Origin of the sequence: Kitasatospora sp. NPDC059160 (assembly GCF_042755465.1) — a bacterium.
GTDB lineage: Bacteria > Actinomycetota > Actinomycetes > Streptomycetales > Streptomycetaceae > Kitasatospora.
In genome coordinates, this window is sequence record NZ_JBHZCN010000065.1 from 1 (window position 1) to 15402 (window position 15402).

Sequence of the window (15402 nt, forward strand, 5' to 3'; positions counted from 1 at the left end):
CGGGGTCCGGGCCCCGGTGGGGAGACCGGGGCCCGGACGCCGTATCACCGCGTCACGGGGTGACGATCGGGAACTTCGGGTCCGGCAGGGTCAGCGTGCCGAAGACGCTGTCCGCCGCCTGCTGGGCGTACGTGCCGGCCAGCGTGATCCTCCCGTCCTGCACCGCCCGGTCGAAGTTCCGCTGGAAACCGGGGGTTTCGGCGATGTCGTCGAGCGTCCGGCGGGTGAGCGTGATGGTGGCGTCCGGGACCTCGACGAAGCGGTCGCCGCCCGGCACGAAGACCAGCACGCCGTTGCGCAGGGTCGTGGTGCAGCGGTCGCCGGTGTCGGTGAACTCCCAGTTGAGCGCGATCGGCACGCGGTGCTGCTCGGCGGCCGTCGGCCCGTCCACGCTGCGGGCGAGCGCCGAGAAGAACTGGTCCAGGGTGGTGCTGCGGATCAGGTCGGCGGAGGACTGGCTGGTGATCAGCGGCTGCGGGCCGTGGACGACCTCCTGGGCGCCGGTCAGGTAGGCATTGCGCCAGGTGCCGTTCTCGGCGCCGTAGCCGAGCTGGGTGAACACCTTCGCCTGGAGCTCCTTGGCCTGCTGGAGCACGTCCGCGGGGACCGGCGTGCCGGCCGTACCGGTCGTGCCGGTCGTGCCGGTCGTGCCGGTCGTGGCGGCGGCGCCGAAGACGACGTGGTTGAGGAGTTCGGCGGCCCAGCGGAAGCCGTCCGGGGTGTCGGTGTCGTAGGCCTGCCGGGCCTGGGTGACGACGGCCTCCGCGCCGCCCATCGCCTGCACGTAGTTGGCCCCCGCCTGCACCGGCGGCAGCGTCCACAGGTGCGCCGGGTTGGCGTCGTACCAGCCCATGTACCGCTGGTATACCGCCTTGAGGTTGTGGCTCACCGAGCCGTAGTAACCCCGGTTGTACCAGTGGTCGTCGAGGCCGGGCGGGAGGGTCGCCAGCTCCTCGGCGATCTCGGTGCCGGTCTGCCCCGCGTTGATCAGGCGCAGCGTCTGGTCGTTGAGGTAGCCGTACATGTCGCGCTGCTTGTTGAGGAATTCGAGGATGCGGGCGTTGCTCACCTTCTCGCCCGGCCCCTCCTGCTCCACCTCGGCCCACACCGGCCAGTGGTGCGAGGCGAACAGGACGTCCGTCTCCTTGCCGAAGGTCTGGATCGACTCGGTGAGGTACTTCGACCAGGCGTGGGCGTCCCGCACCTGCGCGCCGCGCAGGCTGAGGATGTTGTGCATGGTGTGGGTGGCGTTCTCGGCGATGCACAGGGTGCGGGCGTCCGGGAAGTAGATGTTCATCTCCGCCGGGGCCTCGGTGCCCGGGGTGAGCTGGAACAGCATCTGCACGCCGGCCAGGGCGAACTCGTACAGGCCCGGACGCCACGGGATGACGTAGCCGTCCCGCCAGCTCTGCTCCGGCACCGCCGGGTGGGCCGGTCCGCCGATGTACTCGGTCGGCGGGACCAGCGTCACCTCGCCGGTGGAGATGGTCAGACCGAGGCCCGAACCGACCTGCCCCGTCGGGCCCTTGTCCAGCTGCGCCGCATACATGTACTGCGCGCGCCGGGCCATCGCGGGGCCGGCGTAGATGTTCTCGCTGACGGCGTGTTCGAGGAAGCCCTCCGGCGCGACGACGGGCACGCCGGGCTCCAACGGGTCGCCGAGCTCGTGGAACAGGCCGCGGGAGCCGCCGAAGTGGTCGACGTGGCAGTGGGTGTAGACGATGCCCTTGACCGGTCGCTGCTCCTTGCTGAGCTCCGTCTTGTCCCGGAACAGCCGGAGCGCGGCCCGCGCGGTCTCGTAGCAGGCCAGCGGGTCGATGACGACCAGGCCGGCGTCGCTCTCGACGATCGTCATGTTGGACAGGTCGTAGCCGCGCACCTGGTAGATCCGGTACTCGCGACAGCTGGTGACCTGGAACAGGCCTGCGATCGCCGTCAGTTCGCCCTGGCGGTGGAGGCTGCCGTTGACCGTCGGGAACCCGGAACGGTTGTCGGGGTCGAGGAACTCGTAGGCGGTGAAGTCCCAGACCACCTTCTCCCGGTCCTTGCGGGAGACGATGACGGGCACGTCCGGCGGGGCGATCAGGAACCGGCTCGCGTCGGCGAAGTCCCGGCCGTCCTTCTCGTCGGCGGCCGTGGCCGCCTCCGCGGCCCGCCGGTTCGCCGCCGCGACGGCGGGGGTCGGCTCGATGGGCTCGATGGGCTCGGCGTACTCGGGTGTTCCAGGCATGGCGAAGCCACCTCCACGTCGTTGTGCGGGAGCCGCGATGCGGCGGAGGTGGTCACGCTACGAACACGTCCGGTCACCCACAAGGGAGCGATCGCGCCAAGGCGCGGGGGCGAAGAGGCCGAATGACGACGTTTGGTGGGTGGGCGAAGCGTCCGACCACGGCGGGGACGGGGAACCCCCTGCGCTCGCACCGTCCGGCCCGGGCAGGATGGGCCGATGAGCGATGAACAGTTGCGGGTTTCCCTCGATCAGGTGCGCGATTCGTTCGAGGTGCTGATGCGGCACCTGGAGGCGCACGGGGCGGGCGGTGAGGCCGCCCTGCCGAACGACCTCTTCTGGACCGTGCCACCGCCCGAGCTGTACGACATGACCGCGAAGCCCGACGTGCTGACGATCGGACAGGTGTCGGAGTCCTGGGCGCAACTCCAGGCCCTGCTGGCCGACCCGGACCGCGCCATCGGCCACCACCTGGTGTGGCTCGCCGACGTCCTGCGCGCCATCGGCCTGGAGCACCCGGCGTAGCCCCTCAGCCTCGGCCCTCAGCTCCGGCGGGGGCGGCGGCGGGCGAGGGTGGCGAGGCCGAACAGCAGCCCGCCGGCCAGGAAGAAGGGCTCGTAGAGCAGCGTCGCGAACCGTCCCATCGCGTCGAAGTCGCCCGTCGTCCGGGAGCCGGTGGCCAGCGCGAACCAGTCCGGCACGGACGGCAGCGAGTGCACCAGCAGGACGGCGGTGATGCCCCACAGCGCGACGCCGAGCAGCTTGGCGGGCAGCCGCCCGCCCCACGGCCGGACGATCGCCAGCGCGAGCACCGCCGCCACGGCACACCCCGGGATCGCGAGGATGTCGATGATCAGCAGCGGGGTGTTCCCGGTGACGGACAGCCCGTCCGGGAGGCCGATCCGGCCACCGAACAGCCAGTAGAGGTGGACGAGCGAGAACGCGCCGGCCCACACGGCGGCGGCGTACGCGGCGGAGGCTGCGTGGACGGCGGGGGCGGCGGCGGGGCGAAGGAGGGTCGTCTTCATGCCTCCACCGTCCCGCCGTGACGACGGTCGGCGGATCGTCCCGGCGGCCCGGCCCCCTCCCCCGCCCAGGGGAGGGGGCCGCACCCCGCTCGTCCGTCAGGAGCAGTCGAAGCGGTGCGCGAGGGGCCGGTCCGGGCAGTCCGGGCACTCGAACAGGTAGACGCCGCCCATGTCGCCGATCGTGAGGTCCGGCGGACACTGGACCAGCTTCCGCTCCTCGTACGGGAGGTCCCAGATCTCGCCCTCCGCCGGGGTGTCCTCAACGGCCAGCCAGGTACGCCAGCCCTCACCGTCGAACTCGCGGCTGTTGACGGTCAGCAGGTGCCGCATGGTGCGGTCGCAGGACGGGCAGTCGGGCCAGTCCGGTTCCTGCGTCCAGGTCGGATAGCCGCCGACCTTGATCCCGCTGGACACCGAGAGGTGGTACCAGTACGACCAGCCGGTCTCCTCCTCCACCTGCTCGAACCTGGCCCTCAGCGCGTCGGCGACCTCGTCCGGCAGGTCCCAGTTCGGGTAGTCGGTGACGACCTCCGGGTGCAGGACGCACGGATCCGGCAGGTAGTCGTCGTCCGCACCGTCCGGGCGGGAGGGCGCCACCGGTGCGAGGTCCGGGCAGGCACTGTCCCACCGGAACACCTCCGGGCGGGGCACGAAGTCCGGATCGTGCTCCAAGGGGCACCACAGCAACTGCAGCAGGTCGGTGCCGGGCGGCAGTTCGAGCCCGGGCAGATCAGCGGCGAACAACTGCAGGACGGGCACCAGCGGGACCGGGCCCTCCGTGGTCCTCGGCGGGGAGTACGCCGTCCGCGGATGCTCGTCCGCGCAGTGCGGCCACGGCTCGGAGGACGGCCACAGCACCGGCCCGCCCATCGAACTCTCCCGGGGCCCCGGCTCGCCGGGCCGCGGATGCAGCCGGGTGGCCGGCTTCCGGAACGCGGCCACCTCGGGGAACAGCGCCTCCACGTCGAGCGGACGCGGCGGGGTCGTACGAGCCATCGAACGGCCTGTCTACGGGGGAACAAAGATCCACCCGTGTCTACCGCCGCCCCTCACCCGACGCAAGGGCCACCTGCCGCGAGCACGGTGAGGTGGGGGCCGACCCGATCGGGGTCAGCGCAGAACGTTGCCCGGGTCGTCCAGCCACGGGCGGTGTTCGCCGGCGACGGTCACGGTCATACCGAGCCGGGTGAGACCGGGCCTTCCGCTTCGGACCCACCAACCGTGCGCCGCCGTCACCTCGTCCCACAGGCTGCGCGGGCCGGACTGCGACACGGCGTGCGGCCCGTCCCAATCGGCGAAGCGGCAGTGGGCGTAGGAGGTGCCGTCCCAGACCTCCGCCCGGCCGGTGCCGAACCGGTCGTAGTCGGCCCACACGCTCCGCCGGAACAGGCCGGGCAGCCGCAGCCCGACGGCGAAGGCGCAGTCGGTCCGTTCGGCCACCTCGTCCGGGTCGATGCCGGAGGGCCCGTGCCGGACATCCTCGATGCCGAACTCGCCGCAGTCCGGGCGCTGGTCGCGCACCCACATGAACGACACGTCCTCGACGAACGGGCCGCTCGCCGACCGCCCGTCCTCGGCGACGGTGAGCCGCAACAGCGCCCCGTTGCAGAACGGCGTGCCGTACGGCACCAGGATGACCCCGCCGGGCGCCGTCTGTTCGATGATCGCCGACGGGAGCCGCTGGACGGCGGCCGTGAACTGCACCCGGTCGTACGGGGCGCCCCCGGGGTGGCCGAGGGTGCCGTCACCGGCCAGCACGGTGGGCCGCAGGCCCGCCGCGTGCAGCCGCTGCCGCGCCCGGCCCGCCAGTTCGGGGTCCAGCTCGACGCTGGTCACCCGCTCCGCGCCGAACCTGGTGGCCAGCAGACCCGCTGTCCACCCAGTCCCGGTGCCCAGCTCCAGCACCCGCATACCCTCGGCCACGTCCAGGTGCCGGAGCATCTGCGCGACCACCGTGGGCATGGAGCTGGACGACGACGGCGTGTCCGTCCCCTCGTAGACCTGCGTCACCAGGGCGAGGTCGGAGGCGACCAACTCGGCCCAGCGGTGCGGCTGTTCCGCGCGATCGAGCCACTCGCCCTCGTCCAGGATCCGGTCCGGGGTGAACAGCTCACGCGGGGTGGTCCGGAACGCCTTCTCCCAGTCGGCCGACAGCGCGCCGGACTCCCGGAGCGCATCGGCCAGTTCGTACCACGTCATGACGCCCCCTACGGCTTCGACGGCTTGGGCAGGTTCTTGGGCGGCGCGTCCCGCTGCCCGTCGTGCGGCGCGGTATCCGGCTTCCCGGAGTGCCCGCCCCCGCTGCCCCCACCAGCCTTACCGGGACCGTCCCCACCCGATCCGCCGCGGTGCTTTCCCATGTGCGTTCCCTCCTGCGGATGAGACATCCAACCAGCGAGGAGCAGATTAGAGAAGTCGATGGCCGCCATTCAACGATATGCACGATATTGACTAAAGTTCATCCATCTACATTCTCCGCCGGAACTCTTCGGACCACTCATCGAGCAAGGCCCTGGCACCGGCTCCGACCTGGGAGTTCGCGAGAAAGAAGTCGAACAGGCGTTGATAGTGGTCGATGTCCTTCGGATCGCGCAGGACGACCCGTCCCGTGAAGAGCTCGACGGTCACAAGGCTCGAGTCATAGACAGTGAAGATATGGAACGGCGCATCGGCGATCTGAGCGGAAAGTGGAACTATTCCGATGTTGACGTTCGGAAGTCGAGAAATGGACGCCAAGCGGTCCAGCTGAACAGCCATGACCGATGGAGGGCACAGCTTCCAGCGGACAGCCGACTCAGTCAGCAGAAAATCGAACTGCTTACTCTCGTCATAGAGAACGGCCTGTCGTTCGATCTTCAACGCGACGGCTTGAGTCACATCACCGTCGACCGGGTCGACCGGCGGGCTCATCGCCGCTCGCATGTACTCGGGCGTCTGGAGCAACCCCGACGGAATGGCCGGCAAGAAGTAGCGGATGTGCTCGGAGTTGCTCTCGAGGGTCGCCAGTTCACGCTGCCTAAAGTGCAGTCCACGTCTGACGGACGCCCGGACATCCTCGTACTCGGCGTTGGCGACGCTGGCCAACGCGAGCAGCTCCCGGGCCAGGTCCTCGTCCAGGCCCAGTGCGTTGACGATCTGGTGCACATCGACGACCGTCGGCAGAGCGCGGCCCGTCTCGATCCGGGAGATCTTGCTCTGACTCATGCCGCAACGGACGGCCAGCCGTTCGCCGGAAAGACCGGAGGCACGCCGGAGGTCCTTGAGCGCTGCTGCAAGGTCTCGGCGTTGCTCTCCGGCCCTACCGGGATCGAGGGTCAAGCTGCGACGTACTCCTCGAAGGGGACCGAGAGGGATAGCGCGAGACCACGCCAGTGCCGGTACTGCTCCAGGTCCGGATCCTCCAGGAGTTCCCGGCCGCTCTGTGTGCCGTCGGACCGGTATCTCATGTCGACGACTGTGGTGTCGTCGAACATCCAGAAGTCCTGGTCCGGGAGCCCGGGGTCGTCCCGACCGGTGAGGTCCAGGATGCGGATGTCCTCGCCGGCCTTCACGTTGTGGGCGTAGGCGGCGAACTCGTAGCGCAGGTAGTCGGAGAGCGGTCGGGTCAGGACGTGCACCCGGCAGATCCTTCGGCCGCTCGCGCGATAGGTCCGCACGCGGGTGAGCCACGGGTCGTCCTCGGGGATGTCGAGTTCTCCGGTGGCCAGGAACTCCCGGAACTCCTCGTCCTCGCCGGGCATGGCATAGGCGCTCCGCGTCTCCAGCCGGAATGCCTCGCGTTCGAACGTGTCGAAGACGGCACGCCAGGCATCACCATCCAAGAGCACGGAACGCCTCCCTCAACACTTCCTCGGGAATCTCCACCACGGCCTCGCCCGCGGGCGTCTGCCACTCCACCACGTCACCCTGAACCGCGATCGACCCACGATCCGTGGTGTAGACGGTCGGACAGTCGTCATTGCGGCAGTCGGGGTCGCCACCCGCGATCCTCGTAAGCCTCATCGTTTCCCCTCCACGCATTTCATGGCGGACCGGTGATCAGGACCCTAGGCAGGCCACGCCGGGCGGGCAAGGACCATTCACGTTCCCGCATGAAGTCACCGCCGCCGGTACCGCACCGTTGACGCCTGTGGAAGTCGGCCTGTACGCCGGGTTCTGTCGCCCGTGAGCGGCAACAACGGTGGTCGGCCGGAACGCCCCCCGTTCGAACTCGGAGAAGCAGTCGAGTCGAGCCGGGTCGCGGCAAGAGGCGGGCGGGGGCGCGGGGCGCGGGGCGCGGGGGCGCAGGGCGGGCTGGGTAGTGTGCGGGGGATGTGGAGAGAAACGGCTCTTGGGGCCTATTCCGAGGTGGGGTTCCGGGAACCCGTGCAGGTGGCGGCGCTGGCTGAGGCGGAGCGGCGGCTCGGGTTCGGGTTGCCCGGTGAGCTGGGGGAGTTGTTGCTGGAGAGCGACGGGGTCGTCGGGCGCACCTGGGTGGACACCGTCTGGTCGGTCGAGCAGATCGTCGAACAGAACCTGCTGTTCCGGTCCGACCGTTCTTTCGCCGAGTTGTACATGCCCTTCGACGCCCTGCTGTTCTTCGGGGACAACGGCGGCGGGGACCAGTTCGCCTTCGTGCGGACTCCGGTGCGTCCGGACATCTTCGTCTGGGAGCACGAGTCCGACAGCCGCCGGTGGGTGGCACGGGACTTGCGGGACTACCTGGGCCGCTCGCTCGCCCAGGGCGGCGACGACTGGTACCAGTAACGCCAACAGCGGTGCGGCACAGGAAGTCGGTAGGGCCGACTTCCTGTGCCGCGGGGTGCTGCCGCGATCGGGGTCACGGCTTGGGGATGGCGGTGGTGACGGCCTTGGTCCGGGTGAGGAAGGCGATCGGCAGGACCGCGAGAGCGGACAGGCCCTGGAGGACGGCGTACCAGGGCGGGCAGATCCCGGGGATCAGGTCCACGGCGATGACGGCGATCGGCATCACGGTGGCGACCGTCCGGATCCGGTCCAGAGCCTTGTAGTCGCCACCGGCGGCCCGGGCGGTGATCCGCAGCAGCACCGGGGCGAGGGCGGGGAAGAGGACCCCGCGGACCCACATGAACGGGGTGCTCGCGTGCCCGGTGAACGCCATCACGGCCACGGTCGCGAGGGTGATCACACCGATCGCACCGAAGAGCGTAAGGCACTTCTTCGCGAGCGAGAAAACCTCGTCGGTACGGGAGTTGGTGCCGGTCGCCGATGCCGTGGTCGCCATTGTTCTGTCCTCCGTGTCGTGGTGAGAACGAATCTACGGAGACGACGGAAGACCCAGAACCCGTCCAGCCCCACACCTGGGGTGGGCCCAGACCCACCCCAGGCGCCGGCGGAGCGGAAACCTTCCCCCACACGCACACACCGAGAAACGCATCAGCGCAGAAAGTCGGCGGGTCCGACTTCCTGCGCTGGGTGGGGTTTCCGAAGAGGGTCGGACGAGGGCCAGACGAAGGGGTCAGGCGAGGGCGCGCTGCAACAGGACGGTGTCAATCCAGCGGCCGTGCTTGTGGCCGACGGCGGTGAGGCGGCCCGCGTCGGTGAAGCCGTGGCGGCGGTGCAGGGCGGCCGAGGCTTCGGAGCCGGAGTCCGCGATGACGGCGACGAGTTGGCACAGGTGGGTCTCGGCGCAGGCGTCGATCAGGGCGGCCAGCAGGGCTGTGCCGAGGCCTCGCCCGGTGTGGGCGGGGGCGAGGTAGATGGAGTTCTCGCCGGTGTGCCGGTAGGCGGCCTTGGGGCGGAAGGGCCCTGCGTACGCGTAGCCGGCGACCTCGCCGTCCACCTCCGCGACCAGGAAGGGCAGCCCCTGGGCGGTGAGGTCGTCCAGCCGTTGCTGCCAGGCGGCGAGGGGCGGCGGGGTCTCGTCGAAGGTGGCCACCGTGTGGTGGACGTAGTGGGCGTAGATCTCGGCCACCGCGCCCAGGTCGGCGGGGGTCGCCGGGCGGATCACTGGCTCCATGGCTGTCATGGCGGGGAGTGTAGGAGGCCGGGCTCCGGGGTGCTGCCGCGATCGGGGTCACGGCTTGGGGATCGCGGTGGTGACGGCCTTGGTGCGGGTGAGGAAGGCGATCGGCAGGACCGCCAGGGCGGAGAGGCCCTGGAGGACGGCGTACCAGGGCGGGCAGATCCCGGGGATCAGGTCCACGGCGATGACGGCGATCGGCATCACGGTGGCGACCGTCCGGATCCGGTCCAGGGCCTTGTAGTCGCCGCCCGCAGCCCGCGCGGTGATCCGCAGGAGCACCGGGGCCAGAGCGGGGAAGATGACCCCGCGGATCCACATGAACGGGGTGCTCGCGTGCCCGGTGAACGCCATCACGACCACGGTCGCGAGGGTGATCACACCGATCGCTCCGAAGAGCGTGAGGCACTTCTTCGCGAGCGAGAAGACCTCGTCGGTACGGGAGTTGGTGAGGGTCTCCGTCGCGGTGATCGCCATTGTTCTGTCCTCCGTGTCGTGGTGAGAACGAATCTACGGAGACGGCGGAGGACGGAACACGGGTCTGGCCCCACACCTGGGGTGGGGCCAGACCCACCCCGGATCAGTCGAGGGGGCTGAGCGGGATGTCGAGGTAGGACTCGGCGCCCACGGGGGAGGTGATCTCAAGGCTGGTCGGGACGGAGTTGGCGTCCGCGAAGAACTGGTCGTGGGTGCCGATGACCAGCTGGAGCACGCGGCCCTGGGCCAGGACGTAGTGGGCCGGCTGGAGCGGGAAGGTCACCGTGCTGGCCTGGCCGGCCTGCTGGTTGGTGACGGTGTACGGGGCGTTGGTGATGATGTGGGCCTTGCCGGTAGCCGGGTCGCAGTCCAGCAGGTAGGCCACGATCGTGGCGTCCATGGCCCGCGGCTTCACGGTCACCCGCAGCTCCAGTTCGCCCTGGACGCGCATGGGCTGGGTCAGCGGCGCAGTGGTCCAGATCGCGGCGAGCTCGCGGTCGATCCTGTCGGTCTTGTAGACGTGCGGCAGGCCCATCCGCTCGGCCAGGCCGGTCTGGACCAGCTTCGGGGCGACGACGACCTCGGTGTCCCGTCCGGTGGCCTTGACGGCGCGGGTCCAGCCCGACTGCGGCTCCCCCTCGACCAGTTGGGCGTCACGCTGGCCCGCGACCGGTCCGGCGAGGTGGAAGCGCTTGCGGGGCAGGGCGTAGTCCTCCCAGCTGTCGTGGAAGAGGTCGGAGAGGAGGTTGTGCATGTACTCCGAGCGGACGCCGAACCGCGGCTCGCGTCCGTCACCGGCGTTGCCGCCGAGGTGGTGGTCGAGCCAGCGGTAGGCCATCTCGGTGGGCTTGGAGAGGAGGCCCGCCAGACCGGCCAGTTCGCCGTTTCCGTGATCGCCGACCTGGACGAGCAGCGACTTGGGGCCCGCGAGGTTGGTGAAGAGGTCGATGACGGCGGGCACCGAGAAGATCGTCTCGTGCCAGGCCGTGGTCAGCATGATCGGCGTCGCGGCATCGTTGTAGGCACTCAGGTGCGTACGGGGCGAGCGCTCGGCCGCGAACTCCCGGACCTCGTCGTCGACGTTGTTGTTCCGGATCTTCTCGATGATCCCGCGGAACTCCTTCGAGCAGCGCTCCTCACCGAAGAGCTGCACGAGCGCCTCGAAGGCCTTGAGGTGGCGGGTGCCGTTCTCGTAGAGCGACGCGAAGAGGTCGCCCCACGCGCTGGTGCCGGCCACGACCTTGATCCGGCGGTCCTTGGCAGCAGCCAACAGGCTCGTCCCGGCGCCGTAGGAGGAGCCGAAGAACCCGATCCGTTCGGCGTCGACACCGTCGATCTGGACCAGCGAGTTGATGATCTCGGTGGCATCGGACACGTCCTGCGGCCCGGCGACGTGGATCTCACCACCGGAAGCGGCCAGACCCCGCTGGCTGTAGGCGAGGACGGCGTAGCCGCCCAGGGCCAGACGCGGGAACATGCCGAGGTAGGCCCGGTGTCCGATGTTGATCAGCGGGGCGGGCAGGACGACCGCCGGAACGGTCTGTCCCGGCGCGAGGTTGCGCGGGATGCTCAGGGACGCGTCGATCATCGTCCCGTCCGCCATGGCGATCGAGAGCTCCCGGTAAGTGGCGACCTCCGCGTTGGTCTCGTAGGTGTCGGCCAGACCCCACTGGTCCAGGCGCCCGATCCGGCGCGGCGACGGGTCGAGAAGTGCCTCGCGGATCGCGTCCAGCTTGGCGAGGTCGTCGGCGTTGACGACGAACGGGTTCTCCGGGAAATCGGAAACGGGCATGGGTGTAACCGCCTTTGGTGGCAAGGATGGTGACGAACTGTCGGAGCCATGCTCGCTTCGCGGCGATCATCCCGGGGCACGTTCGAGGATGGTCACTCGAATGGGTGAACGGCGCGGTTCAAACCCCCAGAGCCGAAGGAGGGCGGAGCCCGTCACACGCCGGCGGCCTCCTGCGGGGAGCAGGAGGCCGCCGGAACGATCCGCTCAGGGGTTGGTGATCAGGTGGTCGAACTCGCCCGCCTTGGCGCCTCGGAGGAGTGCAGCGAACTTCGGAGCGGTGATGCGGACGATGACATCGCCCTCATCGGATTCGCGAAGTTCGATCAGCCCGTCGACAGTGCGAACCTCAACGCAGTCAGCACTGGAACCTGAGTAACTGGACTTCTGCCAAACAGAGTTAGACATACTTGCTTTCCATGTCTTTCTTGATGGATCGAATGAAATCTCGCGACTCGCCTACCGTGAGGGCAGCCGAGTCAATCTGGGCAAGTAGCGACCGGAACCGAGCTGTGTGAGCTGGTGCATCGAAGAGAAAGTTACCGACGCCCGAGTCATCCTGGACCGTATCGAGTTCCTGCACCGGTCCTTCGGCGTAGGTGAAGTTCTCATTCGGGAGCGGGATCGTATCGGCGTCGAACAGGACGACTCGAACTGAGATATTGGACTGACCGGAAACGTCCACCAGAGCACCGAGTTGCTCGGCATGGATCCTGGCTCCGCCGAACTGCATGCGCAGCGCCGCCTCATGGATGTACGCGGTGAACGGGGTCGCTTCGGACCGGACGATGTGCTGACGCCGCAGGCGGAAGGCCGCTCTCAGATCGACCTCATGACTCGGAAGCGGCGGATAGGAGCGGGCGAAGACGGCCGAGGCATAGTCGTTCGTCTGGAGCAGCCCGTGGATGAAGGCCATCGTGTAGGCCGAGAGCCCCCGAACCTCCCGGACGGCCGTGCCCGGCAGTGATTCGCCGAGATCCATGGTTCCGCCCGGCAGCGCGTACAGACCGTTGTCGGTGCGCCGCTGGAGCAGGATGCGCCCTTCGGCATCCGTCACGACGGCAGACGCCGCCACGACGAGCCGGTTCGGCTCGGGGGCGTCGGGATCGTCGTAGTACTCGGTCCGTGCCACGCGATCACCTCCCTTCAACTGGTACCAGCGGCGGCCACCAGGCAGGGCCCGGGCAGCACTGCGCCCCGCTGGATGGCTCCAGCGGGGCGAAGTGGCGTCCGGCGGTACCGGGTCAGCCGCCGGACGGGCTCTTGGGGGCGCCGCCGCCGAAGCCGCCTCCGGCACCGCCACCGCCGAATCCGCCCGCTCCGGCACCGGCGGCGCCCTCGACGAGCTGGGTGGCGTTGTAGCCGCCGCTGGAGTCCGGCGTGCCGACGACGGTCACGCTCTGGCCGGGCTGGAGGTCGGCGACCTTGCCCTGCTTGTTGAGCTGGACCTTGGTCGAGTCCCCCGTCGTCACCTTGATCGTGTTGCCGTTGGCGTCGGTCAGGTACACCGTCGAGCCGTCGACGGCCTTGACGGTGCCGCGCGCGAAGCCGCCCTGGCCACCGCCCTGGCCACCCTGACCGCCCTGACCGCCCCGGCGCCCGCCGCCCTGACCCTGACCGCCCTGTCCGTACCCGCCCGCCGCCTGGCCGCCCGCCGCGGCGGCCCGAGCCGGCGCCTTGCCACCGGAGGAGGTCCCGCCCTGCCCCTGCTGGTACCAGACCCCGCCCGCGAACGCCCCGGTGGCGATCACGCCACCGGCCAGCACCAGCGACAGCCACGGCAGCTTCCGCCGCGGCGGCGCCGCCAGCTCCGCGCTCACGTCCCGCGCGTCGGGCGCGGTGGCCAGCAGGGCGACCTGTTCGTCGTGCTCCATCGAAGAAGTGCTCCTACTCGTGCCGGAGGGCGTCGATCGGCCGCAGCGAGGCGGCCCGGTTGGCGGGGTAGCTGCCGAAGAACAGTCCGATGGCGACGGCGATGCCGAAGGCGCCCACTACGGACTCGGGGATGACCACCGGCTTGATGCCGACGATGCTGAAGTGCGAGCCGACGATCCCCGCCGCCACGCCCAGCCCGGCCCCGATCACCGACAGCAGGGTCGATTCGGTCAGGAACTGCCCGAGGATGACGGCCCGGGGCGCGCCGAGCGCCTTGCGGATGCCGATCTCGCGCGTCCGCTCGGTGACCGTCACCAGCATGATGTTGGTGATCCCGATCCCGCCGACCAGCAGCGAGATCGCGGCCACCGCGCCGAGCAGCACGGTGAAGGTCTTGGTCGTGCTCTCCCGGGCCGTCAGCAGCGAGGCCTGGTTGGTGATCCGGAAGTCGGCCTTGGTCGGGTCGGTGATCGCGTGCGTCCCGAGCAGTACCCGGGTGATCTCCGACTGCGCGGCCGTGGTCGTGTCGGCGGACGACGCCTGGACCAGGATCTGGTTGACCGCCCCGAAGCCGGTGAAGGCGTTCTGCACGGTCGGCAGCGGCGCGATCACCACGTCGTCCGGGTCGGTGAACCCGCTGCCGCCCTTGGCGGCCAGCACGCCCACCACCGTGAACGGCGTCCCGCCGAGCACGATCTTCTTCCCGACCGGGTCCTCGGCGTCGAACAGCTGCTTGGCCGTCGTGGCGCCGAGCACCGCGACCTTGCGCGAGCCGAGCACGTCGTCCTCGGTGAAGTAGTCGCCGTGGGCGACCTTCTGGTTGGAGGTCTCGAAGTACGCTGGGTAGGTGCCCACGACCGAGCCGGGGCTGTACGAGATGTTCCCGTACAGCGCCGTCGCGCTCGTCGTGACCACCGGCGCGACGGACTTGATCGCCGACGAGTCGGTGTCGCTCGCCAGCGCCTTGGCGTCGGCGACCGTCAGCTTCTTCACCGAGGAGGTGGCCCGCGAGCCACCGGCCGCCGAACCGGCACTGACGGTGAGGGAGTTGGTGCCGAGCGAGGTGATCGAGTCCTTCACCGCCTGGGAGGAGCCGTTGCCGACCGCCAGCAGCAGGATCACCGAGGCGACACCGATCAGCACCCCGAGCATGGTGAGCGCGGAGCGCACCTTGTTGGCGGCCAGGCCGCCGACCGCGAAGCGGAGCGTCTGCCAGAGGATCACGCCGACACCCCCTGTCGGCGCAGGGCGGGCGGGGGCCCGTCGACCGGCGCCTGCCGGACGTCGCTGACGATCTGCCCGTCGACCAGGCGCAGCACCCGCTTGGCGTGCAGGGCGACCTCGTCCTCGTGGGTGATCAGCACGACGGTGCGGCCGGTGGCGTTGAGCCCGTCGATCAGGCCCAGCACCTCCTCCGTCGAGCGGCTGTCCAGGTTGCCGGTCGGTTCGTCGGCGAGCAGCATCGCGGGCGCCGTGACCAGCGCCCGGGCCACCGCGACGCGCTGCTGCTGGCCGCCGGAGAGCTGGTTGGGCTTGTGCCCGGCCCGCTCGCCGAGGCCGACCAGGGACAGCGCGGCCATCGCCCGCCGCCGGCGCTCCGCCGACCGGACGCCCGCGTAGGCGAGCGGCAGCTCGACCTGGGCGAGGGCGGTGGTGCGCGGCACCAGGTTGAAGGACTGGAAGACGAAGCCGATCTTGCGGTTGCGGACCAGGGCGAGCTGCTGCTCGTCGAGGTGGCCGACGTCGGTGCCGTCCAGCAGGTAGCGGCCGGAGGTGGGGATGTCGAGGCAGCCGAGGATGTTCATCAGGGTGGACTTGCCGGAGCCCGAACTGCCCATCACGGCGACGTAGTCGCCCTGTTCGATGTCCAGGTCGACGCCGGCCGGTTCGTCCGTCCCGGGCCGGGACGGGCCGCGCAGGGCGTGCACGGTGGCGTCGCCGTGCCCGTACGACTTGGTGAGCCGGCTGATCCGGATCACCGGCACGGGTTGCGCGGGGACGCGTTTGTCGATGACGTGCTGCATGC

At 69.9% G+C, this 15402-nt stretch carries 18 protein-coding genes; 2 read left to right on the plus strand and 16 right to left on the minus strand.

The annotated features are described in order from the left end of the window. Nucleotides 1-52 precede the first annotated feature (52 nt). Nucleotides 53-2230, minus strand: coding sequence for an alkyl/aryl-sulfatase (locus ACFXOZ_RS25860; RefSeq protein WP_380592923.1), 2178 nt, complete (start codon nt 2228-2230; stop codon nt 53-55). A 216-nt stretch (nt 2231-2446) separates the two neighbouring features. On the opposite strand from ACFXOZ_RS25860, the gene ACFXOZ_RS25865 reads away from it, so the two are divergent. Next, the gene (locus ACFXOZ_RS25865; RefSeq protein WP_375891969.1) at nt 2447-2752 is read left to right on the plus strand and encodes a hypothetical protein; all 306 of its coding nucleotides are present in this window, start codon (nt 2447-2449) and stop codon (nt 2750-2752) included. 17 nt (nt 2753-2769) lie between these two features. On the opposite strand, the gene ACFXOZ_RS25870 is transcribed toward ACFXOZ_RS25865, so the two are convergent. The 6 genes from ACFXOZ_RS25870 to ACFXOZ_RS25895 form a co-directional block, all read right to left on the minus strand. Next, nucleotides 2770-3255 carry a DUF3995 domain-containing protein gene (locus ACFXOZ_RS25870; protein ID WP_380526177.1) on the minus strand — a complete coding sequence of 162 codons (486 nt, stop codon included), beginning with the start codon at nt 3253-3255 and terminating at the stop codon, nt 2770-2772. 96 nt (nt 3256-3351) lie between these two features. Beyond that, the gene (locus ACFXOZ_RS25875; RefSeq protein ID WP_380592925.1) at nt 3352-4251 is read right to left on the minus strand and encodes a DUF1963 domain-containing protein; all 900 of its coding nucleotides are present in this window, start codon (nt 4249-4251) and stop codon (nt 3352-3354) included. 114 nt (nt 4252-4365) lie between these two features. Further along, complete coding sequence (locus ACFXOZ_RS25880) at nt 4366-5454, minus strand: methyltransferase domain-containing protein (protein ID WP_380526173.1); 1089 nt, start codon at nt 5452-5454, stop codon at nt 4366-4368. 267 nt (nt 5455-5721) lie between these two features. Continuing rightward, the gene (locus ACFXOZ_RS25885; protein WP_380526171.1) at nt 5722-6573 is read right to left on the minus strand and encodes a helix-turn-helix domain-containing protein; all 852 of its coding nucleotides are present in this window, start codon (nt 6571-6573) and stop codon (nt 5722-5724) included. Continuing rightward, entirely contained in the window at nt 6570-7082 is a 513-nt protein-coding gene (locus ACFXOZ_RS25890; RefSeq protein ID WP_380526169.1) for a DUF6879 family protein, read from the minus strand. Before ACFXOZ_RS25890 ends, ACFXOZ_RS25885 begins: the two co-directional genes overlap by 4 nt. Next, on the minus strand, nt 7066-7257 hold the full coding sequence (locus tag ACFXOZ_RS25895; RefSeq protein WP_380526167.1) for a hypothetical protein: 192 nt from the start codon (nt 7255-7257) through the stop codon (nt 7066-7068). Before ACFXOZ_RS25895 ends, ACFXOZ_RS25890 begins: the two co-directional genes overlap by 17 nt. Before the next feature lie 369 nt (nt 7258-7626). Between ACFXOZ_RS25895 and ACFXOZ_RS25900 the strand changes: the two genes are divergently transcribed. Continuing rightward, nucleotides 7627-8001, plus strand: coding sequence for an SMI1/KNR4 family protein (locus ACFXOZ_RS25900; RefSeq protein WP_380401026.1), 375 nt, complete (start codon nt 7627-7629; stop codon nt 7999-8001). A gap of 73 nt (nt 8002-8074) precedes the next feature. On the opposite strand, the gene ACFXOZ_RS25905 is transcribed toward ACFXOZ_RS25900, so the two are convergent. From ACFXOZ_RS25905 to ACFXOZ_RS25945, 9 genes are all read right to left on the minus strand, one after another. After that, the gene (locus ACFXOZ_RS25905; RefSeq protein WP_380592927.1) at nt 8075-8497 is read right to left on the minus strand and encodes a hypothetical protein; all 423 of its coding nucleotides are present in this window, start codon (nt 8495-8497) and stop codon (nt 8075-8077) included. A 234-nt stretch (nt 8498-8731) separates the two neighbouring features. Then, nucleotides 8732-9241 carry a GNAT family N-acetyltransferase gene (locus ACFXOZ_RS25910; protein ID WP_380592929.1) on the minus strand — a complete coding sequence of 170 codons (510 nt, stop codon included), beginning with the start codon at nt 9239-9241 and terminating at the stop codon, nt 8732-8734. 48 nt (nt 9242-9289) lie between these two features. Beyond that, the gene (locus ACFXOZ_RS25915) at nt 9290-9712 is read right to left on the minus strand and encodes a hypothetical protein (protein WP_380592931.1); all 423 of its coding nucleotides are present in this window, start codon (nt 9710-9712) and stop codon (nt 9290-9292) included. Nucleotides 9713-9815: 103 nt separating this feature from the next. After that, on the minus strand, nt 9816-11504 hold the full coding sequence (locus ACFXOZ_RS25920) for a CocE/NonD family hydrolase (protein WP_380592933.1): 1689 nt from the start codon (nt 11502-11504) through the stop codon (nt 9816-9818). Between the two features lie 204 nt (nt 11505-11708). Beyond that, nucleotides 11709-11909 carry a DUF397 domain-containing protein gene (locus ACFXOZ_RS25925; RefSeq protein ID WP_380592935.1) on the minus strand — a complete coding sequence of 67 codons (201 nt, stop codon included), beginning with the start codon at nt 11907-11909 and terminating at the stop codon, nt 11709-11711. Further along, on the minus strand, nt 11902-12633 hold the full coding sequence (locus tag ACFXOZ_RS25930) for a Scr1 family TA system antitoxin-like transcriptional regulator (protein WP_380592937.1): 732 nt from the start codon (nt 12631-12633) through the stop codon (nt 11902-11904). The genes ACFXOZ_RS25925 and ACFXOZ_RS25930 overlap by 8 nt, the downstream gene beginning before the upstream one ends. 112 nt (nt 12634-12745) lie before the next feature. After that, nucleotides 12746-13375, minus strand: coding sequence for a hypothetical protein (locus ACFXOZ_RS25935; RefSeq protein WP_380592939.1), 630 nt, complete (start codon nt 13373-13375; stop codon nt 12746-12748). A 13-nt stretch (nt 13376-13388) separates the two neighbouring features. Continuing rightward, complete coding sequence (locus ACFXOZ_RS25940; RefSeq protein WP_375891940.1) at nt 13389-14600, minus strand: ABC transporter permease; 1212 nt, start codon at nt 14598-14600, stop codon at nt 13389-13391. Then, nucleotides 14597-15400 carry an ABC transporter ATP-binding protein gene (locus ACFXOZ_RS25945; RefSeq protein WP_375891938.1) on the minus strand — a complete coding sequence of 268 codons (804 nt, stop codon included), beginning with the start codon at nt 15398-15400 and terminating at the stop codon, nt 14597-14599. Before ACFXOZ_RS25945 ends, ACFXOZ_RS25940 begins: the two co-directional genes overlap by 4 nt. Nucleotides 15401-15402 lie beyond the last annotated feature (2 nt).